The sequence below is a fragment of the Streptomyces sp. NPDC018833 genome, from assembly GCF_044390825.1.
In the GTDB taxonomy this organism is placed as follows: Bacteria; Actinomycetota; Actinomycetes; order Streptomycetales; family Streptomycetaceae; genus Streptomyces.
Window position 1 is genome coordinate 89,880 of record NZ_JBIRZM010000016.1, and the last position, 21,437, is coordinate 111,316.

Sequence of the window (21,437 nt, forward strand, 5' to 3'; positions counted from 1 at the left end):
CGGCTCGCCCCCCGTCGGTATGGCTGCGAGCGCGGACCGGCGAGCACGCCGCCCGCTCTCGCCCGCAACGGCCGCAGGGCAAGCGGTAGCGGGCCGTCGACTCGTCCCGCCCGGGTAACGACCGCGGGCGCGGACCGACGGGCAGCGGGCGCGAGCGCGGCCGCAACAGCCGCGGGCGCGTCGACTCGTTCGTGCCGGCAGCCGGCACGGAGGGCGGTCACTCCGGAGGCACCGCATCCGACGCATGCCTTCGCTCCGGAGCAATCCCATGGTCCCGACGAGCGGGCTCCCGGTCCGCGCCAGGGAGCGGAACGGCGAAGGGAGCAGCCTGGGCGGCCCACCGGTACCCGTCCAAGACGGCGGTGTGCCGGAACGTCGCTCTACAGCGTGCCCGGGCGGCGCACGGCGGCGGCCGCCGCATAACCGGGGTCGGCGGGCAGGTCGGCGATCAACCACAGGTCCTGCGACACCGGTTGGGCACCGCTGCCCACATAGGCGAGGGCCAGGTCCTCGTTCAGGCCCACGCCCATCGCCTTGAGCATCGCCTCTTTGCGCGTCCAGCACCGGGCGAACGCGACGGTCCGCTCCGCCGAGGGAAGCGCGGCCAGCTCCGCCTGCTCGTCCGGGTGCAGCTGGGTGGCGACGTCGTCGGCTGTGCCGGGCGCGGGCAGGAGCTCGACGTCGATGCCCACGGGAGCGGCAGCGAGCGCGATCATCACCATGCCGCTGGTGTGCGAAAGGGAGAAGTGGACGGCCCTGCCTGGCACGTAAGGACGACCGTGCGCCCCGCCGCAGTGCGCGCACGGCTCCCGTACGAGCGACACGTCCTTCGGTGCCTGTCCCAGACGCTCGCCGAGCAGCCGGCGCAGCGTCACATGGGCGACGGCGAAGGCGTCGCGGTCCTCTGGGCGCCGGAACACGTCGAGGCGAGCGGACTCCTCGGCGTCGAGCACATGCGCGTGCGCGACGGCCTCCTCGGCGTGCTCGGGCACTCGGCCGGACCACACCAACTCCAGCCCTGGCAACGGCTGAGCCATGTCGCCGGCCATCACGTCCTCCGCATCGGTCGCACTGTGCACTGGCTGCGACCGTACTGCACGGCGCGCCGCGCCGACCCTGATGTTTACGCATCACCGTCACACATCACACCGCGCACTCACCGCTGCGGTCGTACGGTGACCGGGTGCCGGCCCCGGCCCGTGGCGCGGGCCGGGATCCGAGCACCCCGCTATGGGTCAGATGTTGACGCCGAAGTCCTGCGCGATGCCGCGCAGACCGGAGGCGTAACCCTGGCCGACGGCACGGAACTTCCACTCCGCGCCGTTGCGGTACAGCTCGCCGAAGACCATGGCGGTCTCCGTGGACGCGTCCTCGCTCAGGTCGTAGCGCGCCAGCTCGGCGCCGCCCGCCTGGTTGACGACGCGGATGAAGGCGTTGCGTACCTGGCCGAAGGACTGGCTGCGGCTCTCGCCCTCGTGGATCGAGACCGGGAACACGATCTTGTCGACCTGGGCGGCGACGCCCGCCAGGTCGACCTTGATCTGCTCGTCGTCGCCTTCGCCCGCACCCGTGAGGTTGTCACCGGTGTGCTCGACGGAGCCGTCGGGGCTCTTGAGGTTGTTGAAGAAGACGAAGTGCTGGTCGGACAGAACCTTGCCGTTCGCATCGACCAGCAGGGCGCTGGCGTCGAGGTCGAAGTCGGTACCGGTGGTGGTGCGGACGTCCCAGCCGAGACCCACGATGACCGCGGTCAGGCCCGGGGCCTCCTTGGTGAGCGAGACATTGCCGCCCTTGGAAAGGCTGACACCCATGGAAATCCCCTGCGCAATCCGGCGCGGGCCGCGCCTCTTGACGATTTCTTTGCCCGACCGAGCCAACGAGTGGACACCGTCACTGGTTCCCCGCCGTAGCGGAACAACCGGCTCGGGTGAAGCCGGGCCCGCCGCCTTGACGGCCGCGGGACGGTCGACGGCCCCTCAGCCAGCAGCCAGCAGCCAGCAGCCAGCAGCCAGCAGCCAGCAGCCAGCAGCCAGCAGCCAGCAGCCAGCAGGCACCGCAGACGCCCGGACAGCAGGCATCCCGGTCACCGACGGGCGCCCCGGACCGCAGGCATCCCAGTGCCCCACACACCCCCGGACCGCAGCGGTCTCACCGGGGCACGGTGGTCACTTCGGTCGCCTTGACGCTCGTCCACACGGGCACTCCCTCGGCGATGCCCAGTTCGGCGGCGGCCTGGGGGGTGATCTCGGCGACGAGGTCCGGCACCTGCTCGGACACGACGAGAAGGCGGAGCCGGCTCCCGGAGACAGTGATCTCACGGACGATGCCCGGCCAGACGTTGCGCGGGCTGCCCGCTGGCCTGTCGCGGTGCACCGAGACGGCCTCCGGTGCGATGACCGCCAGTGCGTCGGTGCCGACCGGGAGCGGGTCGGCGGCCACCAGGGTGCCGCCGCCGGCCAGGTCGAGGCCGTGGGCGGAGGCCGTGCCGGGCCATGCGTTGCGGCCGAGCATGCGGGCCACCCACGGCGAGCGCGGGTGCCTGGTGACCTCGGCGGGCGGCGCGTCCTGGAGCGCGCGTCCGCCGTCGAGCACGAGCACCCGGTCGGCGAGAGAGACGGCCTCCACCGGGTCGTGGGTGACGATCAGGCACACGCCGCCGAACCCCTCGAGATGCGTGCGCAGGGTGTGGCGTACACGGGCACGGGCGGTCTGGTCGAGTGCGGCGAGCGGTTCGTCGAGGAGCAGCAGCCGGGGCCGGGCAGCCAGTGCGCGCGCCAGCGCGACGCGCTGGGCCTGCCCGCCGGACAGCTGTGCGGGCCTGCGGCGGGCGAGGTGCCCGACGCCGAGCCGGTCCAGCCAGCGTTGTGCGCTGCGGCGGGCGTCGGCGCGCCGGACTCCCTGGGCGCGGAGCCCGTACGCGGTGTTGGCGAGCGCGTCCAGGTGCGGGAACAGCGCACCGTCCTGCGGCACCCAGGCGACACCGCGCCGGTGCGGGGGCAGAGCGGAAACGTCCGTGTCGCCGAGCCGGAGCACGGCCTGCGAACGTGCGGTGAGGCCGAGAAGGGCACGCAGCAGGGTGGTCTTTCCGGCGCCGTTGGGCCCGACGACGGCGATGGTGGTGCCCGGTCCGGCGTCAAGGGCGAGCCGGTTGAACCCTGTGACGTCGGCATGCAGCGCCCAGCCGTCCTGCGGAGCCGGCAGCTCCGTTCCTTGGGTGTCCTGCGGGTTTGGCACACCCTGCGGGCCTTGCGCGCCCAGTGCGCCGTCCTGCGCGTCTCCCCGTGCATCTCCCTGTGTGCCTTGTGCGTCGTGCGTCACTGGTTGTGGGCGGCGGTCCCGGGGAGTTCCCGCCCAGCGGCCCCGCAGGGCGACGAGGACCACCATGGCGATGGCGAGCAGCAGGAGCGACACCGAGGTCGCGGCGTCGGGCTGCTCCTGGAGGAGCAGATAGACCTGCAGCGGGAGGGTCTGCGTGGTCCCGGGCAGGTTCCCCGCGAAGGTGATCGTCGCACCGAACTCCCCGAGCGCACGGGCCCAGGTGAGTGCGGCCCCGGCGACCAGACCCGGCATCACCATTGGCAGCGTGACCGTGAAGAAGACCCGTACCGGCGAGGCCCCGAGGGACGCCGCCGTCTCCTCGTACCGCGGCCGCAGACCGCCGAGGGCCCCTTCGAGGCTGATCACCAGGAAGGGCATGGCGACGAACGTCGCCGCGAGAACCGCACCCGACGTGTGGAACGGCAGGGTGATGCCGAACGTGTCCTCCAGCCAGGGGCCGAGCAGTCCGCGCCGGCCGAAGGCCAGCAGCAGTGCGACGCCGCCGACGGTGGGCGGCAGCACCATCGGGAGCAGGACCAGGGAGCGCACGAGCGCCTTGCCGGGGAAGGGCACCCGGGCCAGCAGCCAGGCCAACGGGACTCCTAGGAGCAGCGACAGGCCGAGCGCCCAGAACGAGACCACGAGCGAGAGCCGCAGCGCCTCCGTGGTGCCCGGGCCGGTCAGATGTCCGCCGAGCCGGCCCCAGTCCGTACGGGCGAGTACGCCGACGAGCGGCAGCAGCAGAAACGCGACGGCGAGCAGCGCGGGGACGGCGAGCGCGATCGGCGCGCGGGCTCCCGGCGTGCGAGCCCGGAACGCATCGGGCCGCACCGGCCGGCGAAGGCTGAGGAAACCTTTCATCGTTCGAAGCCGGCGTCCTGGAAGAGCTTCTGCGCCTCGGGCGTGGCGAGCCACCGCACGAAGGCGTCGGCCGCTGCCGAGTGCCGGGAGGTCTTCAAGGGGGCGGCCGGGTACTGCGCGATCGCGTTCTGCGCGCCGGGGATCTCGACGGCGTCGACCTTGCCGGGGGCAGCGGCCGCGTCCGACTTGTAGACGAGGCCCGCGTCGGCCTCGCCCAGTTCGACCTTGCCGAGCACGGCCCGGACGCTCGGCTCCTCCGAGACCGGCTCGACGACCACCTTCTGCGCATCGAGGATCTGCCTGCTGTACCGGCCGACCGGAACCTCGGGGGAGGCGAGCACGACCTTGACGTCCGGGTCGGCGAGATCCCCCAACCCGGCGATCCGCTCCGGATTGCCTTCCCCAGTGGCGATGACCAGCCGGTTCCTGGCGATGATCACCGGGTCGTCCGTCTCGTCCCTCAGCCCGTCCATGGTCCTGGTGTCGGCGGTGACCAGCACGTCGGCAGGCGCGCCCTGCCGGACCTGGGCGGCGAGCTCCTGGGACCCGGCGAACGAGAAGGTGATCTCCGTGCCGGGGTTGGCGGCCTCGTACGCGGCCCCGGCCTTCTTGAAGACGTCGGTGAGCGAGGATGCGGCGAGCACGGTCAGTGTGGCACCGGGCGTGTCAGATCCGCTCGCGTCGGCGCCCCGGTCACCGTTGTCGCTGCCGCAGGCGGCGAGCGGGCCGATCAGAGCGACGACCGCGACGGCGACGGTGGCGCGCCGCCGGAGGAGGCGGAAGGCCAGGGGCATGGCATGGACTCCTTGGATAGGTGGACCGCGGACGCCGAAGGGCCGCGACGTGACGGGCGACGCCGCTCGGGCCTGCCGGGCGGACTCCAGGCCGGATCGGCAGCCGATCCAGTCGGTCCAGTCGGTCCGGGGTCGGCTGTCGGGCCGGTCAGGTGCGGTCGATGTGCACGCTGGTCGACTTCACCCGGGCGGTCGCCTCCACGCCGACCTCCAGCCCGAGCTCCTCGACCGCCTCCCGCGTGAGCAGCGACACCAGGCGGTGAGGCCCTGCCTGGATCTCCACCTGCGCCGCGACGTCACCGAGCTTGACGGCGGTGACGATGCCGGCGAAGGCATTGCGGGCCGAGGTGTACGAGCCCTCGTCCTCGTCGTTGCCGCTTTGGGCGACCTCGACGGAGAACGCGGCCAGATCCCGGCCGTCGATGAGGCGGCGCCCGCTCTCGTCCCGATGGGTCGCAACCCGGCCGGCGTCCGCCCAGCGACGGGCGGTATCGGGACTGACGCCGAGCAGACGAGCCGCCTGTCCGATGGTGTAGGACTGCATGTGCGCCAGAATACGACCTGCGGGCTCTTATCTGCCACTGACCAGGTTAATCTGCATGGCAGATGCGGTGACGCCCTCTATAGCGGCCATGCGCAGCGTTCTGAACTGGTCGATTGCGCGCGACCAGCAGCGGAGGGGGACATGAGCGCGTTTGCTGTCACTGAAGAGCCTCCCCGCCACCTCGACCGACCCGCGCCGCCACAGCCGCGCCGGGTCCGATCGAGGGCGAGCCGGAGGGCGTCCCGGATGTTCTTCGCCCTGACCCGCACGAGGGAGACGGCCAGTACCCGATCGCGTGGCCGCGCCCCTCCGCATCGCGCGGCGCCGTACCCACCGCCATCCCGCGAGACCGGGGGACGTCAAAGCGACCGCGCGCGTCCTCCTCCCGACTCGATGGGCCAGTCGTCCAGTTCCGGGCACGGCACCGCGGAGACCCGAGACGCTGCTTGACGAAACGACAACTTGGGACGGGCGGGGCTGAATCACCGGCCCCGCCCGTCGCCTTCTCATGAGAGGGAAATTCGGGTCCGTCGAGAACTGCGGCACGCACTTGCGTGGCCGCACAAGATCTCGTCGGGCAAGCACGGCATCGTGGCCGACGAGGGCGGCGACGTCATCCGCTTCCGTACGCTGCGCGACGCCGAGCAAGCCGCCGACGCCGAAGAGGCAGAATTCGGCGCATGGCGGGATCCGGCGGCCTGGCAGATCACCTTCGGTGAGTACGCCTCAGGCTGGTACGCGGCACAGGATCTGGCCGCGTACACAATGCAGAACTGCATCACGTGAGGCCGCCGCCGGCCAGCGCCGTACCGGCCCGTGGCATCGGTCCAGCCGACGCTTCGTCAGTGGGTGTCTCGGCACGTTGCAGCCGGTGCCGGGGCAGTGTCCGCAGGGGCGGCCTGCTCAGGGTGATCTGACGCACCAACTGCTGGAAACATGCCAGAGAGGCCAAGCTCGGCAGGGCGGCAGCTGCGGTGTCGACGACGTTCTTCGGTGCTTGGGCGACACACAGCGCGATCGCGATGGAAGAAAAGAGCACGACCACGCACCAGGAATGGGAAGCCCGACGCTGGTGCAGCGCCGCCCGGAGGATGGACAGCGATGCCACCAGCCAGGGACCGAACACCAGAAGAGGCCACCAGGAGGCCACGCTGCTCTGCGTCCTGGACACTGCGATGAATTGCAGCGGGTCATAAGCGATCATCCCGCCGAAGAAGCTCACCGCAGATGCGATGACGGTCGCCAGCGCGGCGATGAGGTAGCTGGCGGTTCGGATCGCGCCCAGACGCTGCCGTTCCCGAACCTTGCGATGACCCCGAGGAGTGCCCTTCAGCGGGGGCAATTTCGGCAGCGGGGGCAATTCCGCTGTGATTTCCTCCAGGGCTTCGCGGTGGGTCTTCGAGTCCGGAGTGGTGAGGGATTCCTCGTTGCGGATAACCGGAATTATCGGCTGCTGCTCCTCGATGGCGTCCCGCAGCATGAAGGCCAACTCTTCCGCAGGGTCCCAACCCGAGTCCGGCGGAATCAAAGGATCGGAGAAAACCTCGGCGGGTGCCCGATGCCGGCCGCCGCCGCTCTGATAGCCATCTGAATAATCGGAGGGAGAGCCTGGGTGATGGTCAATTCGCTCGTAATACATGACGCACCTTGGTCATTCTACTCGCGAACGACAGGACCAGGTTTCCGCCCTCACCCAACGTCTCGCGAGATCGCTTTCCAGGGTGCTCACGGAATCCATGAATTCCTGCAGAATCTCCTCGGTCACTTCGAGCGTGACGGAGAGCCCTCCCCTCATCAGGGTTCCGTTTGCCGCACCCCTGTGGGCAGGTGCGGGCATGTAGGTGTAGGCACCCAGCCGCATGGACGTCCTGCCGGTCGGGTACGACAGGTCCCGGACGGGCTCGAGCACCTGCCCCCTCGTTGCCTTCGTCATGTCCCCACTAACGCCGCCTTTCGGCGGCGGATGCGCGGCGAACGGGTGAAAGATTAGCCGGACAAGTACGTTTTTCAGGTAGCGAGCGGTCCTATATGCATCTGTATGAAGAATGAAAAGCGGCATGCTGGGTCGCTGACAGAGTCATGCGGAGAAACGTTTAACCTTAAGTGTGGCAGGGATTTGACGCTGCCGGACAAAAACGGAGTGAACTCGTCCGTTACGGGCCCCCCGAGTGAACAGTAGCCCTCAATCGCCTTGGCGCAGCCTCCTGTGGCTGCGGACCTCAAGCTTCTTTGCCTTCCACGGAGACCGAGGCCTCGCTCAGCACGCGAACATTCCGCTGCAACACCTCGACCATGCGCTGCCGCCGCTGCAATTCTTTGCTGTCGATCGGTCGCATTCGACAATGGTAGGGTGGTACGAAAATGGACCCCGTGGTGTAGGCGGAAGCGCAAGCGATGAGCGACCAGGTGACGATGTTCCACATATTTTCTCCTGCAGTGCCCGCAATGGAGCTCGTAGCCTATCCGAGACGGAACACGCTGACGGAATTGTGCGCCATACCTGGGGGAGTATCACCCGAAGGTTGGTGGAGTTGTCCGATCCTTAGGCTGCTGCATCGTTTCTCCTCGTCGTCGTCATTGGCTGTGCGTTGGGGAGAAACTGCACGGAGTTATGGTTCAACTTTTCAGCGGCCCTTGCGGGAACGTGCACACATGCGGATTCGTCCTCGCTCCCGTACCGGGCGGCCCTGTGTAGGTCGCGCAGCTGTGCTGCTCGGCTAGCGCGACAGGGAACTGCTCTTCCCCCTTGGCCGACGCCGTCCCGCCTTGCCCGGACGCACACCCGGAGCCGGTCGGTCGACTGCACCCCCTGCCCGGCGGTCAACCGCCTGACCGAGCCGACGAGATGCCGAGCGGCCGGGCAGGCTGATCGGGGCGCGGTCACGGGCCTTTTTCGGCGAACCGTGGCGGCGGCGCACCGCAGGGGGGCACCGCCTCACCACGTCGGCCCAACGGCGTCCAGGTAGGTCCGGGGCCACAGTCAGCGCATCGCGCTAGCTTCGCGCGTCTGCCGATCGCGGATGTGGCGAGGTGCGCAACTCACACGCGGATGCGACAGCGATGGATGCGCACATGACGATCCCTATCACCCCGATCAGAGTGTCAGGGCCGAAGGTCTCCCTGTTCGATCGAGGCCAGGAACGTTCCCGCGACGGCCAACTCTCCGATGGCAAGAACGACCAGCCAGGCGGTTCGTACGACCCGGGGCGAGCGCGCGCCAGTCACGAGCACGCGTGCACTTCAGACGGCCTCACCAGTCACCCTCTGGGAGAACCCAACCAAGATCTTCTCCCAGATTTCTCCCAGAGCGGGGCAGTACTGGCGTCCTGCGAGGGGCCTGGACTGCGGTGCAGCTCAGCCCAGAGGGGCCAAGTGAGTCACAGGCCGTCCGTCGTACGCAACCAGGCCGGGCAGCCGGCTCTTCAGTCAGGGCCGCTCCAGTCGAATGGGAAGTACTTGCTCGATTTGCCGGAGCGTTCCCAGGAGAAGCCGAATGCGTCGGCGCGGTCGACGGTGGCCCGGCCCCACGTGGCGATCTGGCCCGGCCCCACTTCGGCGCCTGGGGCATTGTGGACCTGGACGCGTGCGCCGTTCGGGGTGGTCGGACCGGTGAGAGCCTCGGCGGTCGCCGTGACACGGCCTGGGATCTCGGCTCGCCAGGTGGCAAGGTCCTCGCCGATCTCCACGTGGATGGGGGCGATGTCCATGCCACGCATCTCGGGGTGGAACATCTCCCCGAACTGTGCCGGCCATCCGCCCGCCTCACCGCCGAAGACGGCCCCGAGTGCAGCCCGCTGCTGGTCGTCGCCGCGTTCGTCGAGGAAGACCGCGGCGTACGGATCGGTATGCGTGCCGGCCCACGGGTTGCCCTCGAACGAGCCGAGCATCAGGACGTTGAGATCGTCGAGCTGTACGTCGCCGAAGTTGCCTTCCCGGATGTGCCAGACCAGTACGCCTTCGCAGTCGCCGTAGGTCGGGGGCTGCGCGAACGTGCAGGGGCAGGGTATGGCGCACTTGCACACATCGAACCAGTCGCCGGCCAAGTGCCAGCGCGTAACGGTGGTGTCTTGTTCTGTCATCTCGCTTCCCTCCTGCCGAGCCCGAAAGAGCTCACTCGGAGTGGCGAGACCGCGTATCCCGAGCCCGCTCCCGGGATCGGGAGGGTGGCCTCCCCTCCAGCTTGCACCTCACGTCCCGGTCGGGAAACCGGTCCACGTCGGCAATCGCCCCTGTGGTGGGCAGCAGCGCCGAGCCGCTCATCGAGCGGACCCTGATGAGTCGGCGAGAGCCCCAGGGAAGTGACCTGGCACGTATAGGGGTGATCACATGCCGTCCATCGACGGCATCGAGCCCTGCAGCCCCGGCAGCAGCCAGTCCTGAAACGGAGCAAGCAGGGCCAGGACGAGGAAGGCGACGCCCACGACGCTGGTGAGAAGCAAGCCCCGGGACCACAGCTTCTCCATGAAGATCACCAAGGCCAGTCCGGCCATCGCCGCCACGTTCATCACGCCGAGCGGAATGAGGACGGCCATCAGGCCGGCGCAGCAGCCGACACAGTAGGCGCCGTGGTGCACGCCCACCCGCAGGTCGCGGGCAGGTCGCCGGAAGCCGGCGTAGCGCACCAGATGGCTCAGCGGGTCGCGGCAGTGCCGTAGGCAGACGTGCTTGAGAGGACCGAGTTGGTACAGGCCAGCCAGCAGGAAGGCGATCGAGCCGATCCAGCGTCCGGCGGTCGGATGGTCGTCCACCAAGCCACCGGTGAAGGCCAGGGCCGCGTAGGCAAGCAGTCCGAAGGCCGTCCACACCAACAGATATCCGCCCACGAACTCGATGGAGCGGGCGGCCCGGGTCCAGCCAGAGGACTGCCGTCCGATGCCCCGCACCCAGGTGAGGGCCACCGGTGCCATGGACGGCAGCATCATGGCCGCCATCATCGTCACCCAGAGCAGCAGGAACAGGGGCAGCGCCATCCCCATGGTGCCGGGCTCGACCCCCATGTTCCGGGCCTGTCCGATCGTCAGCGCCCAGGCGGGCACCGCGATCAGGACGACGAGGATCCATGCGGCCGCGAGATCCCGCGTGGGCAGCAACCCCCCGCCCGCTCCGGTGGGGGCGGGCGACCGGGTGGGTACGAAGGCGGAAGTCCGGCTGCGACGCATCGGTGTTGCCTCCTGCGGCTGCTTCCAGAACAGCACACGTGCACCTGCGACGCGACCTGGCCCAGGCGGCCCTTACGGCCAGTCAGATTCGCGAACGTGCAGGCCCGAGCCACTTGAGCCGACGTGCCTCGGTCGGCTCAGGCAGCGACCCCCTGGGAGAAGCCGACCAAGATCTTCTCCCAGATTTCTCCCAAACGATCTCCAGAGAAGCAGGAAGGGCCTGATCCTCAGCGAGGATCAGGCCCTTGACCTGGTATTTCTCTGTCGGGGTGGCGGGATTTGAACCCACGACCTCTTCGTCCCGAACGAAGCGCGCTGCCAAGCTGCGCTACACCCCGATGTCGCCCACTGTCCCGGCGACGTCGTTTACTTTAGCCCACCGGCGGCTGGAGACGAAATCCGGTTTCGCAAGGCCCGCAGGCCGCCAACCCTGGATGTCGGCCTGCGGCCCCCAGGCACTACCCGCCCCGAGTATGCGCTCGGAACCGGCGGGGTCAGTCCTTGGGGGTCAGGGTCAGCAGCGTCGCCTCCGGGGGGCAGGCGAAGCGGACCGGGGTGTAGCGGTTCGTGCCGCAGCCCGCGGAGACGTGGAGGTAGGAGGTGCTGCCTTCCGCCGTGTGCGTGGACAGGCCCTTCACCCGGTCGGTGTCCAGGTCGCAGTTGGTCACCAGGGCACCGTAGAACGGGATGCACAGCTGGCCGCCGTGGGTGTGGCCCGCGAGGATCAGGGGGTAGCCGTCGGCCGTGAACGCGTCCAGGCTGCGCAGATACGGGGCGTGGACCACGGCCAGCGACAGGTCGGCGCCCTTCTCCGGGCCGCCCGCGACCAGCTCGTACCGGTCGCGCTTGATGTGCGGGTCGTCGAGGCCGGTGAAGGCGATCTCACAGCCCTCCAGCTTCAGGCGGTCGCGGGTGTTCGTCAGGTCCAGCCAGCCCGCCGCGTCGAAGCCGTCGCGCAGCTGCTCCCACGGGTTGTGCACAACGCCGACCGCCGGGGCGTTGCCATTGAGGCCGTGGCGGCCCTGCGCCTTCTCCAGCAGGTAGCGGGCGGGGTTGCGCAGCTTCGGGCCGTAGTAGTCGTTGGAGCCGAAGACATAGACGCCTGGATACTCCAGCAGCGGGCCCAGTGCGTCCAGGACCTCCGGCACGCCCTCCGGGTCGGAGAGATTGTCGCCGGTGTTCACGACGAAGTCGGGGCGCAGGGCGGCCAGCGACTGGAGCCAGGCGCGCTTCTTGCGCTGGCCGCTGACCATGTGGATGTCCGAGACCTGCAGGACACGCAGCGGCCGCATCCCGCGCGGCAGGACCGGCACGGTGATCCGGCGGAGCCGGAAGGAACGTGCTTCGAAGCCGGCGGCATAGGCGAGGCCGACCGCGCCGACTGCCGTGATTCCTGCGGTGACCTTCAGGGGGATCCCGTACCGTGCGCGCATACGCCCATCGTTGCAGACCGCCCAGGGTCCCGGGGAGCGGCGGGCGGTCGTCGGCAGAAGCGCGGGCGGTCATCGGCCGGGTGCGTGCGCGGCCGGCGGTGTGCGCAGCGGCAGGGCGAAGAGCAGCCCCAGCGAGATCCACACGTAGATGTTGCCGCCCAGGAACCCGTCGAGCCCGGTCGAGTCCTTGCTCCACAGCCACACCACACTGCTGCACAGGACGACCGGCAGCGCCACGGCCCAGGCCAGCAGCCGACGGCGGGCCGGCCCTTCCGGCGCGCGCAGTCCCGCGTCGAGCAGCACCACCAGGGCCGGGGACAGCCAGACCAGGTGGTGCACCCACGTGACCGGGCTGATCAGGCAGGCGAGGACGCCGGTCAGGGCGAAGGCGGCGGCGTGATCGCGGGCGGCATTCGCCTGGCGCACGCGTACAGCCCATACGGCCAGCAGCACGACCACCCCGAGCGCCCACAGCGCCCGGCTCGGCTCGTGCGGGGCGAAGAGCCGCGCCACCAGCCCCTGCCAGGACTGGTTGGAGACGTACGCCAGCGCGCCGACGCGGTCGGTGTCCCACAGCGCCTCGGTCCAGTAGACCCGGGATGCGTCCGGCGCGGCCCACGCGGCGATCCCGGTGGCACCCAGGGCGACGGCCATGGCCGTGGCGGCGGCGCGCGGTCGGCCGGTGAGGAGCAGGTGGACGATGAAGACGGCGGGGGTGAGCTTGATCGCGGCGGCCAGGCCGGTGCCGATGCCCGCGTACAGCGCGGCCCGGCCGCCGGCCAGCAGCCGGGCATCGGCGAGGACGAGCGCCAGCAGGAGCAGATTGACCTGGCCGAAGCTGACGGTGTCGCGGACCGGTTCCAGCAGGGCGAAGGCGCAGCCCGCGAGGGCGAGGGCGTACCAGGGCGTCCAGCCCTCGCGGCGGATCAGGGGGCCGGCGGTCCAGCGCAGGATCACGGCGGCGGCCGCGGCGTTGAGCAGCACGCTGAACGCCACGGCGCTCCGCCAGCCGACCAGCGTCATCGGCAGCATGCACACGGCTGCGAACGGCGGGTACGTGAAGCCGTAGTGCGTGCCCGGCACCAGATAGTCGTAGAGGGCGCCGCCGTCCGCCCAGTGATGCACGGTCCCGTAGTAGACCCCGAGGTCGAACCAGTCCCTGTGCAGCGGGACCGTCGCGAGGAACAGCACGACGGCGCAGGCCAGTCCGGCGATCAGGAGCATTCGCCCGCGCGTGGTCGTCGGCCGCCGCCAGGCGGTCTCCGTCGTCTCCAGCTGTGTCATGCCGTACTCCCAACGGGCCGGTGGACCAACCGATGTGCGCCCCACAACGCAGTCAGCGCGAGCAGCCCGCCGCTGACGGCGAACGTCAACTGCTCAGCGTCGGGGGCGAATCCGCTGGGCAGCACGGCCAGAGCCAGGACCGTGCTGAGCGCGGTGGCCGCCCGGCGCAGCGGCCTGCCGGGACCGGCGGCGGCGATCAGGAACAGCCCCCACAGCACGTACCAGGGCCGTATCGCGGGGCCGAGGAGCGCGACGGCCATCAGGCTGAGGCCCAGCGCGTGGACCGGGCGCAGCAGATGGTGACGCCAGGCGAGCAGGACGGCCAGAGCGGTGGCGGCGAGGCCGAGCAAATGCCAGGCGGGCATCGCACGGCGGGCGAGGCCGGCGAGTCCGCTGCCGGCGTCGCGCAGCACGGCGGTGGTCATACGGCCGAGGGTGGAGGTCAGGGACCAGTTTTCGGGGGAGACAGGGGTGTCGAGCGTCCCGAGCCACCCGTATCCGGTGCCGGCGAGGACGGTCGTCGCCGCGGTGGTCGCGGCGCACACGCAGAGCGCCGCGAGGGCGGCGGACAGCCGGGGCGCCCTGGCCCAGGGCGCGTCCCTCGCCCACAGGACGACGACGGCGATGAGCCCGAGTGCGGCCGGGACCTTCACCAGGGCGGCGAGGGTGACCAGCACCACCGCGGGGACCGGCCTGCGACCGAGGGCTGCCACCAGTCCCGCGCCCAGCAGCCCGATCATGATCGCGTCGTTGTGGGCGCCGCCGACGAGATGCAGGAGCACCAGGGGATTGAGCGCGCCGAGCCAGAGCGCGACGCTCGGATCGGTTCCGCAGTGCCGCGCCAGGCGCGGCAGGCACAACGCCATCAGCGCCACGCCGAACAGCGCCACCAGCCGCATGCCGTACACACCACCGGTCACCCGGTCCGCGGAGAACGCCTCGAAGTCCGCGGAGCTCGCTATCGCCGAGGCGAGTGCCAGGAACACAGGGCCGTACGGTGCCGGGGTGTCGCGCCACAACGGCGCGACCTCGGCCGAGAAGGGGCCGCCGAGGCGCGAGGGGCCGTAGGCGTACACATCGAGCCGCGCGTCGACCATCGCGCCCTGCGCGAGGTAGCTGTAGACATCCCGGCTGAACAGGGGCGGTGCCACGACGAGCGGCGCCGCCCACAGCGCGAGCGTCACCAGCAGGTCGCGCCGCCCGGGGGGCCGCGGCCCGCGCACGGCCCGGCCCAGCAGTGCCCACGCCGCTATCAGGACGACGAGCCCGAAGTACGCGCCGGCGAGGCCGAGCGAGGCTGCCCCCGAGCCGTGCGCGAGGATCTCCCGCACGGGCAGTGCCCCGACGCCCACGCCGCCCGCCGCGAGGGCCGTCGAGCCGACGAGCCCGAGCAGCCGGCAGTGGCGGAGGTCGACGGGTCGGCCGAAGACTCGGTCGACGGCTCGGTCCGCGGTTCGGCCGATGTCTCGGCCGACGGGGAGACGGAGGGGCGGCACCAGCGCAGGCTGTCAACGGCCGATGTCCGGGAGGCGACGCTCCGGTCGCCTCCAAGGGGCCGTCAGGTGTCCGCGCCCTGACGACTCTCCGCAGCCCGCGCGTCACGAACCAGCCGCGGGGGGACGGCCTGCCGGACGCGCGTTGGTCTCCTTGGCCTGGCCCGCTTTGGCGTGGGCCCACCCACGCCGCTCGAAGAGAAGGGTGCGGACAGTCGCAGGTGCGTCGGCGCTGGCCGGCCTGGTGCGCCTGCTGCTGGATCGCGGCCTGTACTGCGGCGAGCTGCATCCGGAGGCAGAGCTCCACGATGTCGTGGCACAAACACCCGCGTGCCTGCACCAGCACCGCCACATCAGGGGGCGCCGCCCGTCGTGGAAACACATCTGAACAGCGACAGACGCAACTGCCTGGGAGGGAAGCCGAGACGGCCGCCCTGGAGGTACTGCACCCATGCACTGTCTTGGCTTGTTGCCTCTGTCGTCGACCGTAGGCGTACGGGACGTATGAGCGGCGCGTGATGGCGCGCGACGGTACCAGTAGAGCGCACACGGGGGCGCGCGTGGTCGATCACGCTACCGCTCGAATGTCGCGAAACGGCAACGGGACTTCCGTGGCCCTGGAACTTGTTGAACTCTTGAGCCTGACATGAGGGGGAAGTGTGAACATCATTTTGCGTGGCTATCACATGTCCGGGTGAGGGGCCCCGGACCCGGCCTGTTCATCTTCTGCGTGCTCAGCCGCGGACTGCGCTCCGTGCTGGGGGTCGTCAACCCCACCTCGGGGGCGCTGTCGATGTACCGGGCGCCGGTCTTCTTCGACAACCTTGACCACTACCTGGCTTCTGGTAAGGACGGTGACGACCGACAACTCTGCGACTACGCGCTGATGCGAGGCCGCGTCGTTTCTGTGTCACGCGCCTACGTCACCACTGACATGCCTGACACCATCAAGGGCACCTATCGACAGCGCCTGCGCTGGGGCAAGTCAGGATGGCGATTCATCCCTTGGGAACTGACCAACCTGCCCAAGGCTCCGTTGGTGACACGGCTGATCGAAGTGTGCACCGAGGCCCTGCTGCCCATCCTCTACATCGGCCTTGCCATCAACGTCTGGCGCAGTGGAGGCGCAAGCTTCCTCCCGCATGCTTTCGCAACGGCAACCGTGTTCCTGCTGGCCGAGACTCTGTTCTACGCGATCCTCAGGCCCGGCTTGAGCCGGATCGAGCGCCTGGCAGCACCGCTGCTCGTACCCCTGTACACGCTGATGATGTTCTTCGTGGTGTACCCCGCCAAGTACTGGTCCATCACAAAGATCAAGTCGGACAGTTGGCACACACGAGAGCCGTCGCTGCCAGCGTCCCCTCAACACGGACGGCACAGGACCCGGTCCGAGGCAACTACGCCAGCCAAGCTCCTCGATCCATACACCGAGCAGACCCTGGAAACGACGCTCACCATCCGTGTAGGGCAGTAGGGAGAGCATGGCAGCTCGCCGGCCTGGGCTGGGCGGGACGAAGGCGGGACCGTCAGCGAGCACGACATCTGGAACGCGTCTGCTCCCGCTTCCCGAGAACGATCAGCCCGGAGAACACCCGTCACGTGGCTCACCTGCTCAGACCTCCCGGCGACCCGCACATCAGACAGCAGATGGGGCCCGCTGACCGCGAGCCCCATTGTCTGTCCTCATCATCGACCGTCAGAGCGGGTTCGGATCCATCTCCACCCGTCCGAAGTCGAAGTACCGACCCTTCGTGCTCGGCTCGGCGATGATGACCGCGTTGAACAGGAACCGCAGGACAGCATTCATGCGGTCGTAGTCCCTGGTCTTCACCAGCTTCGCCCAACCCTTCTCGGCGTCCGGCCCGACCAGCCCTCGAAGGACCTCTGCCGCCGGCCGGACGACCAGCTTGCGCTCAACCTTGGAGATGCGCGCCTCGACGGTCTTCTTCATGGCACGGTATTCGTGGGTCCTCAGCTCGCGGTTCTCCCACATGCCTTTGAGCTCGGTCAGCTCCGACCGGTCCGCTTCGATCGCTGCCTGATCCTCCGGTGAGAGTACGGCAGCGTCCTCCCGTCCGGTCACGTCAAGGCGTTCCAGAAGCCTGATCGCGGCATCGGTCACGAACTGCTCCAGCGGTGCGCTGCTGGCAGTCCGGTAGCAGCGCAGCGAGTCGGAACGGGCCGCGCGATTACAAATGTACTTGCCGCCACTGCCGCCCATGCGGTTCCCGCACCCCTTGCAGACGACCAGCCCGCGAAGGATGTACGGATGCTTGGGCGCGTTCCGACCCCAGCCCGCTGCGGTGCGGTAGCTGCGGCGCTCCTGTGCCTCGTCCCAGGTGCCCCGGGGGATGATCGCCGGCCATTCGCCCTGGCCGAGCTCCTCCCCTCGGAACACCCGGATGCCCGCCACATGGTGGCTGTCCAGGACCGCCCGCACGTTGAAACTGTTCCATCCCCTGCCGAGTGCGGTCCGTTCCTCGCGCCGGTTGAGATCCACGGCTATGGCTGTGGTCGTCTCCCCGTCGAGGTACCGCGAGAAAATCTCGCGCACGATCTCGGCCTCTGCGGGAATGATGGCCGTGCCGCTCTTGTCGTAGCCGTACCGCCGCTTGCCGGTGTGCGGCTTGCCGTCCTGGGCGCGGTCGATCAGTGCGTCTTTGAGTCGTCGGGAGGTGTCGTCGCTGGACCTGCAAGCGTGCGCCACTTCGATGCGCAGAAAGAACCGGTCGTCGGGGTCGGCAGGATCCCGTTGGTTCGCCTGACCGTGCAGGCTGATGCTGTGGTCGTCCGCGATCTGGAGAAGCTCCTCAAGATCGCGTGGCTGCCTCATCAGCCGGTCCGGGCGGTAGGTGAGGATGTGCCGGATGCCTCCGGACCGTGCGGCATCGAGTAGGGCATCCCACCCCTTCCGCTTCCGGTTGCGCTGCCACGCCGACCTGTTGTTGTCCACGAAGACCAAGTGCTGATCGACCGTCACACCGAGCCGCTGCGCGATGTCACGGCAGATACGCTCTTGTCGGTCGACACCGGTTTGATCGTCGTCGTTCACATGCGATATCCGGCAGTAGATCGCCGCCGGTTCCCCCGTCCAGTCGGTACGACTGCGCTTGTCCCGCTGAGACCCGGCAATCCGGGCCAGCCTGCGGAGCCGTTCCGAGTCATTGTCGACCTGCGAATCCTCGTTGACCGGGTCCATGAGAAAAGGCTATGAAGCAGTCATGACAACGCTCAAGTCCAAGCTGCAGGAAGACCTCACCGCGGCGATCAGGGCGCGCGACGAACTGCGCTCCTCCACGCTCCGGCTGACCCTCGCCGCGATCACCAAGGAGGAGGTCTCGGGCAAGACGGCCCGCGAGCTCTCCGACGACGAGGTTCAGAAGGTGATCGCCAAGGAGGCGAAGAAGCGCCGCGAGGCCGCCGATGCCTTCGCGCAGGGCGGTCGTGCCGAGCAGGCCGAGCGCGAGAGGGCCGAGGGCGTGATCCTCGACGCCTACCTGCCGCAGCAGCTGACGGACGACGAGCTCCACCAGATCGTGGCGCAGGCCGTCGAGGAGGCCAAGGCGGCCGGTGCCGAGGGCCCGCGCGCCATGGGTGCCGTCATGAAGATCGTGAACCCGAAGGTGGCGGGCCGCGCCGAGGGTGGCCGGGTGGCCGCCGCGGTGAAGCAGCTCCTCGCGGGCTGAACGCCGCAGCGCCACGCAGCTCCGGAGCGCCACGCACCGCCCAGGGCACGCAGCGCCACACCGGCCACAGCGTCACACAGCTTCGCAGCGCCACACCGGCCACAGCGCCACGCACCTCTCACGGCATCACAGCGCCACACAGCGCCGCAGCGCCACGCACACCGCCGCTGGTACGGCGAAGGGGGACCCGGTCACGGGTCCCCCTTCGCCATTTCGCCGTGCCCTGACATATGGGAGACGCCTACGGCCCGTTGCCGCCGTTGCCCTGGCCGCGGTTGCTGCCGCCACCGATCAGGTCCGGCGGGATGCTGATGCCGGGGATGGGCTGGGTGCCGCCGGGCCTGCCTTCCCGGTCGCGGCCCTTGTCCTTCTCCTCCTGCTCCTTCCCGCGCGGGACGGCGATGGGGGTGAAGGCGGGGGTCTCGCCGGCGTCCAGCGCGCCGGTCATCGCGATCTTCCAGATCGGGCCGGGGAGGCAGCCGCCGCAGACCTTGTCGTAGTACTGGCCGCCGATGGTGATCCGGTACATCGACGTCTTCTCGCCGACGTCGTCACCGACCCACACCGCCGTGGACAGGTTCGGGGTGTAACCCACGAACCAGGCGTCCTTGCGGTCGTTCGTCGTACCGGTCTTGCCCGCGTTGTCGCGGTCCTGGAGGCCGGCCTGCGTACCGGTGCCGTCCTCGACGACACCCTTGAGCATCTGGTTGATCATGTCCGCGGTCTGCTGGTTCATCACCTGCGAGCACTCGGAGCCCGGCACCTTGATCCGCTTGCCGTTCGCGTCCGTCACTGACTCGATGGCGACCGGGGTGCAGTACGTGCCGCGGTTGGCGAAGGTCGCGTACGCCGAGGCCATGTCCAGGGGGGTGCTCTCCTGGCCGCCGAGGGTGATGGACGGCAGCTCCTGGAGCTTCTTGCCCAGACCGCGCCCGTAACCCATCTTCCTGGCCATCTCGACGGTCTCGCACAGGCCCGTCTGCTGTTCGAGGTGCGCGAAGTAGGTGTTGATGGATTTGCCGAGGGCGCTCGTCATGTCCCAGGAGCCGGCCTCGGACTTGAGCTCGTTCTGGAGGTCCCACTTGCCTCCGCCCGACGGTCCGCCGGCACAGGTCCGGTAGGAGTCCATCGGCAGGGAGATCTTCCATGGGGTGGCGAACGACTGGGCCGGGCTGATCCCCTTCTCCAAGGCCGCCGCCGCCGTGATCGGCTTGAAGGTCGAACCGACCTGGAAGCCGTACGTCGTGCCGCCCATCTTGCTGCCGACCGAGAGGTTGAGCACCGTCTCGTGCTGCTTCTGGTCCAGGCCGTACGGACGCGACTGGCCCATCGACAGGATCCTGCCCGTGCCGGGCTGGACCTGGACCACGGCCGCGGCGACCTTGTCGGTCTTGTTGACCTTCGCCGTGGCGGCCTTGTTCGCCGCGGCCTGCGCCCGCGGACTCAGGGTCGTACGGATGGTCAGGCCGCCCAGGTTCCACAGCTTCGAGCGCTCCTCCTCCGTCTTCCCGAAGGCGGGGTCGGTGAGGATCGTCTTGCGCACGTAGTCGCAGAAGAAGCCGGCGCCGTTCACGGAGGTGATGCAGCCGTTGTCCGGCTTGCTGACGTTCAGCTTGATCGGCGCGGCCTTGGCCTTGTCCGCCTCCTCCTGGGAGATGTCGCGGATGTCGGCCATGCGCTGAAGCACGATGTCGCGGCGCTTGGTCGCTTCTTCGGTGTCGTTGACCGGGTCGTAGCGGCTCGGCGACTGGACGATGCCGGCGAGCATCGCCGCCTCCTCCAACTTCAGGTCCTTGGCCGACTTGGAGAAGTAGCGCCGGGAGGCGGCCTCGACGCCGTACGCCTGCTGCCCGAAGAAGGTGATGTTGAGGTAGTTCTCGAGGATCTTCTGCTTGCCCAGCTCCTCCTCGACCTGGATCGCGTACTTCAGTTCGCGGATCTTGCGGCCGATGGTCTGCTGGGTGGCCTGGGCGACCTTGTCCGGGTCGTCGCCGGCCTCCTCGACGAACACGTTCTTCACGTACTGCTGGGTGAGCGTGGAAGCGCCCTGGGACACGCCGCCGGACTGCGCGTTCTTGTTGAGCGCCCGCAGCACGCCCTTGAGGTCGACCGCGCCGTGGTCGTAGAAGCGGGCGTCCTCGATCGCGACGATCGCCTTCTGCATGTACGGCGAGACGTCCTTGAGGGGCACCACCGTACGGTCGCGCGAATACACCGTGGCGATCTTGCCGCCCTCGGCGTCGAGGATGGTGGTGCGCTGACTCAGCGGTGGTGTCTTCAGGTTGGCGGGGATCTCGTCGAATCCCTCGACCGTGCCCTTGGCCGCCAGCCCCAGCGCACCGGCGGCGGGCAGGGCGATGCCCGCCAGCACCGCTCCGGAGAGCACGCTGACACCGAGGAACTTGGCGGCCTGCTGGGTCCCGGTCAGACCGCCGCCCGAGCGCTTCTTTGGCATGAGGGCAGCCTAATCCGTAGTTATGAGCGTTCTGTAGGAGCAGGGGCTTCTCGGAGCGTTCGAGTACCAGACCGTGACATCCAGGTGCAGCCGGGCCGTCGAGGCTTCATGGCATACGCCGGCTCCTCACCCATCACCTCCGCCTCCGGCAAGAAGTGCGCCATCACCAGACGGCGGGTGAAGAGCGACCGGCTCAACCGCGCCGGCTACCGATGGGCCTTCGCGTCACTGGAGCATCACCGGTGTCGGCGCCCACTACCGGCGGCGCCGCGAACAAGGGGACTAGCACGCAGCCGCCCAGCGCAACCTTTTTCAACCGCATGATGGGGCAGCTCTACCACTGTCTCCAGAAGCGCGAGTTCTTCGACGAGCAGTGTGCGTTTCCAGCACCGCCGCAGGCAGCGGCGGCG

17 protein-coding genes and 1 tRNA gene are annotated in these 21,437 nt (G+C 69.2%); 4 read left to right on the forward strand and 14 right to left on the reverse strand.

What is annotated here, in order from left to right:
• Positions 1 to 380: 380 nt before the first annotated feature.
• The 5 genes from ACH5AF_RS27600 to ACH5AF_RS27620 all read right to left on the reverse strand — a co-directional run bounded on the left by ACH5AF_RS27600 (position 381) and on the right by ACH5AF_RS27620 (position 5,517).
• Entirely contained in the window at positions 381 to 1,079 is a 699-nt protein-coding gene (locus ACH5AF_RS27600; RefSeq protein ID WP_398905230.1) for a 4'-phosphopantetheinyl transferase family protein, read from the reverse strand.
• A 156-nt stretch (positions 1,080 to 1,235) separates the two neighbouring features.
• A complete protein-coding gene (locus ACH5AF_RS27605; protein WP_398905232.1) occupies positions 1,236 to 1,811 on the reverse strand; it encodes a TerD family protein in 576 nt (191 codons plus the stop codon).
• A 337-nt stretch (positions 1,812 to 2,148) separates the two neighbouring features.
• Entirely contained in the window at positions 2,149 to 4,179 is a 2,031-nt protein-coding gene (locus ACH5AF_RS27610; RefSeq protein WP_398905234.1) for an ABC transporter permease, read from the reverse strand.
• Complete coding sequence (modA, locus tag ACH5AF_RS27615) at positions 4,176 to 4,973, reverse strand: molybdate ABC transporter substrate-binding protein (protein WP_398905236.1); 798 nt, start codon at positions 4,971 to 4,973, stop codon at positions 4,176 to 4,178. Before modA ends, ACH5AF_RS27610 begins: the two co-directional genes overlap by 4 nt.
• A gap of 148 nt (positions 4,974 to 5,121) precedes the next feature.
• Positions 5,122 to 5,517 (reverse strand): molybdopterin-binding protein, encoded by a 396-nt coding sequence (locus tag ACH5AF_RS27620; protein WP_398905238.1) that lies wholly within the window; start codon positions 5,515 to 5,517, stop codon positions 5,122 to 5,124.
• Between the two features lie 591 nt (positions 5,518 to 6,108).
• On the opposite strand from ACH5AF_RS27620, the gene ACH5AF_RS27625 reads away from it, so the two are divergent.
• Entirely contained in the window at positions 6,109 to 6,303 is a 195-nt protein-coding gene (locus tag ACH5AF_RS27625) for a hypothetical protein (protein WP_398905239.1), read from the forward strand.
• On the opposite strand, the gene ACH5AF_RS27630 is transcribed toward ACH5AF_RS27625, so the two are convergent.
• From ACH5AF_RS27630 to mptB, 7 genes are all read right to left on the reverse strand, one after another.
• On the reverse strand, positions 6,296 to 7,156 hold the full coding sequence (locus ACH5AF_RS27630; RefSeq protein ID WP_398905240.1) for a DUF2637 domain-containing protein: 861 nt from the start codon (positions 7,154 to 7,156) through the stop codon (positions 6,296 to 6,298). The two genes, ACH5AF_RS27625 and ACH5AF_RS27630, sit on opposite strands and share 8 nt — an antisense overlap.
• A gap of 1,783 nt (positions 7,157 to 8,939) precedes the next feature.
• Positions 8,940 to 9,596 (reverse strand): DUF1326 domain-containing protein, encoded by a 657-nt coding sequence (locus ACH5AF_RS27635; protein ID WP_398905241.1) that lies wholly within the window; start codon positions 9,594 to 9,596, stop codon positions 8,940 to 8,942.
• Between the two features lie 243 nt (positions 9,597 to 9,839).
• Positions 9,840 to 10,676 carry a DUF2182 domain-containing protein gene (locus tag ACH5AF_RS27640; protein ID WP_398905242.1) on the reverse strand — a complete coding sequence of 279 codons (837 nt, stop codon included), beginning with the start codon at positions 10,674 to 10,676 and terminating at the stop codon, positions 9,840 to 9,842.
• Between the two features lie 264 nt (positions 10,677 to 10,940).
• Positions 10,941 to 11,014 (reverse strand) — tRNA-Pro (locus ACH5AF_RS27645).
• Between the two features lie 156 nt (positions 11,015 to 11,170).
• Entirely contained in the window at positions 11,171 to 12,109 is a 939-nt protein-coding gene (locus tag ACH5AF_RS27650; RefSeq protein ID WP_398905243.1) for a metallophosphoesterase, read from the reverse strand.
• Between the two features lie 69 nt (positions 12,110 to 12,178).
• On the reverse strand, positions 12,179 to 13,393 hold the full coding sequence (locus ACH5AF_RS27655) for a glycosyltransferase 87 family protein (RefSeq protein ID WP_398905245.1): 1,215 nt from the start codon (positions 13,391 to 13,393) through the stop codon (positions 12,179 to 12,181).
• Positions 13,390 to 14,856 carry a polyprenol phosphomannose-dependent alpha 1,6 mannosyltransferase MptB gene (mptB, locus tag ACH5AF_RS27660; RefSeq protein ID WP_398905347.1) on the reverse strand — a complete coding sequence of 489 codons (1,467 nt, stop codon included), beginning with the start codon at positions 14,854 to 14,856 and terminating at the stop codon, positions 13,390 to 13,392. The genes ACH5AF_RS27655 and mptB overlap by 4 nt, the downstream gene beginning before the upstream one ends.
• Before the next feature lie 235 nt (positions 14,857 to 15,091).
• Here mptB and ACH5AF_RS27665 point away from each other — a divergent pair, with 235 nt between their 5' ends.
• On the forward strand, positions 15,092 to 15,274 hold the full coding sequence (locus ACH5AF_RS27665; RefSeq protein WP_398905247.1) for a hypothetical protein: 183 nt from the start codon (positions 15,092 to 15,094) through the stop codon (positions 15,272 to 15,274).
• A gap of 366 nt (positions 15,275 to 15,640) precedes the next feature.
• Positions 15,641 to 16,360: a glycosyltransferase gene (locus ACH5AF_RS27670; RefSeq protein ID WP_398905249.1), complete on the forward strand. Its 720-nt coding sequence runs from the start codon at positions 15,641 to 15,643 to the stop codon at positions 16,358 to 16,360.
• 222 nt (positions 16,361 to 16,582) lie between these two features.
• Here ACH5AF_RS27670 and ACH5AF_RS27675 read toward each other — a convergent pair whose 3' ends face one another.
• Positions 16,583 to 18,085 (reverse strand): recombinase family protein, encoded by a 1,503-nt coding sequence (locus ACH5AF_RS27675; RefSeq protein ID WP_398905250.1) that lies wholly within the window; start codon positions 18,083 to 18,085, stop codon positions 16,583 to 16,585.
• A 22-nt stretch (positions 18,086 to 18,107) separates the two neighbouring features.
• Here ACH5AF_RS27675 and ACH5AF_RS27680 point away from each other — a divergent pair, with 22 nt between their 5' ends.
• Positions 18,108 to 18,572 carry a GatB/YqeY domain-containing protein gene (locus tag ACH5AF_RS27680; RefSeq protein ID WP_398905252.1) on the forward strand — a complete coding sequence of 155 codons (465 nt, stop codon included), beginning with the start codon at positions 18,108 to 18,110 and terminating at the stop codon, positions 18,570 to 18,572.
• 241 nt (positions 18,573 to 18,813) lie between these two features.
• Here the strand turns inward: ACH5AF_RS27680 and ACH5AF_RS27685 are convergent, their stop codons facing one another.
• A complete protein-coding gene (locus ACH5AF_RS27685; RefSeq protein ID WP_398905254.1) occupies positions 18,814 to 21,027 on the reverse strand; it encodes a transglycosylase domain-containing protein in 2,214 nt (737 codons plus the stop codon).
• Positions 21,028 to 21,437: the final 410 nt, after the last annotated feature.

Coding starts and splice junctions, on each gene's coding strand:
- ACH5AF_RS27610 (WP_398905234.1), bottom strand. CDS start 4,179: ATGAAAGGTTTCCTCAGCCTTCGCCGGCCGGTGCGGCCCGATGCGTTC.
- modA (WP_398905236.1), bottom strand. CDS start 4,973: ATGCCCCTGGCCTTCCGCCTCCTCCGGCGGCGCGCCACCGTCGCCGTC.
- ACH5AF_RS27680 (WP_398905252.1), top strand. CDS start 18,108: ATGACAACGCTCAAGTCCAAGCTGCAGGAAGACCTCACCGCGGCGATC.
- ACH5AF_RS27675 (WP_398905250.1), bottom strand. CDS start 18,085: ATGGACCCGGTCAACGAGGATTCGCAGGTCGACAATGACTCGGAACGG.
- ACH5AF_RS27650 (WP_398905243.1), bottom strand. CDS start 12,109: ATGCGCGCACGGTACGGGATCCCCCTGAAGGTCACCGCAGGAATCACG.
- ACH5AF_RS27630 (WP_398905240.1), bottom strand. CDS start 7,156: ATGTATTACGAGCGAATTGACCATCACCCAGGCTCTCCCTCCGATTAT.
- ACH5AF_RS27640 (WP_398905242.1), bottom strand. CDS start 10,676: ATGCGTCGCAGCCGGACTTCCGCCTTCGTACCCACCCGGTCGCCCGCC.
- ACH5AF_RS27635 (WP_398905241.1), bottom strand. CDS start 9,596: ATGACAGAACAAGACACCACCGTTACGCGCTGGCACTTGGCCGGCGAC.
- ACH5AF_RS27605 (WP_398905232.1), bottom strand. CDS start 1,811: ATGGGTGTCAGCCTTTCCAAGGGCGGCAATGTCTCGCTCACCAAGGAG.
- ACH5AF_RS27655 (WP_398905245.1), bottom strand. CDS start 13,393: ATGACACAGCTGGAGACGACGGAGACCGCCTGGCGGCGGCCGACGACC.
- ACH5AF_RS27685 (WP_398905254.1), bottom strand. CDS start 21,027: ATGCCAAAGAAGCGCTCGGGCGGCGGTCTGACCGGGACCCAGCAGGCC.
- ACH5AF_RS27620 (WP_398905238.1), bottom strand. CDS start 5,517: ATGCAGTCCTACACCATCGGACAGGCGGCTCGTCTGCTCGGCGTCAGT.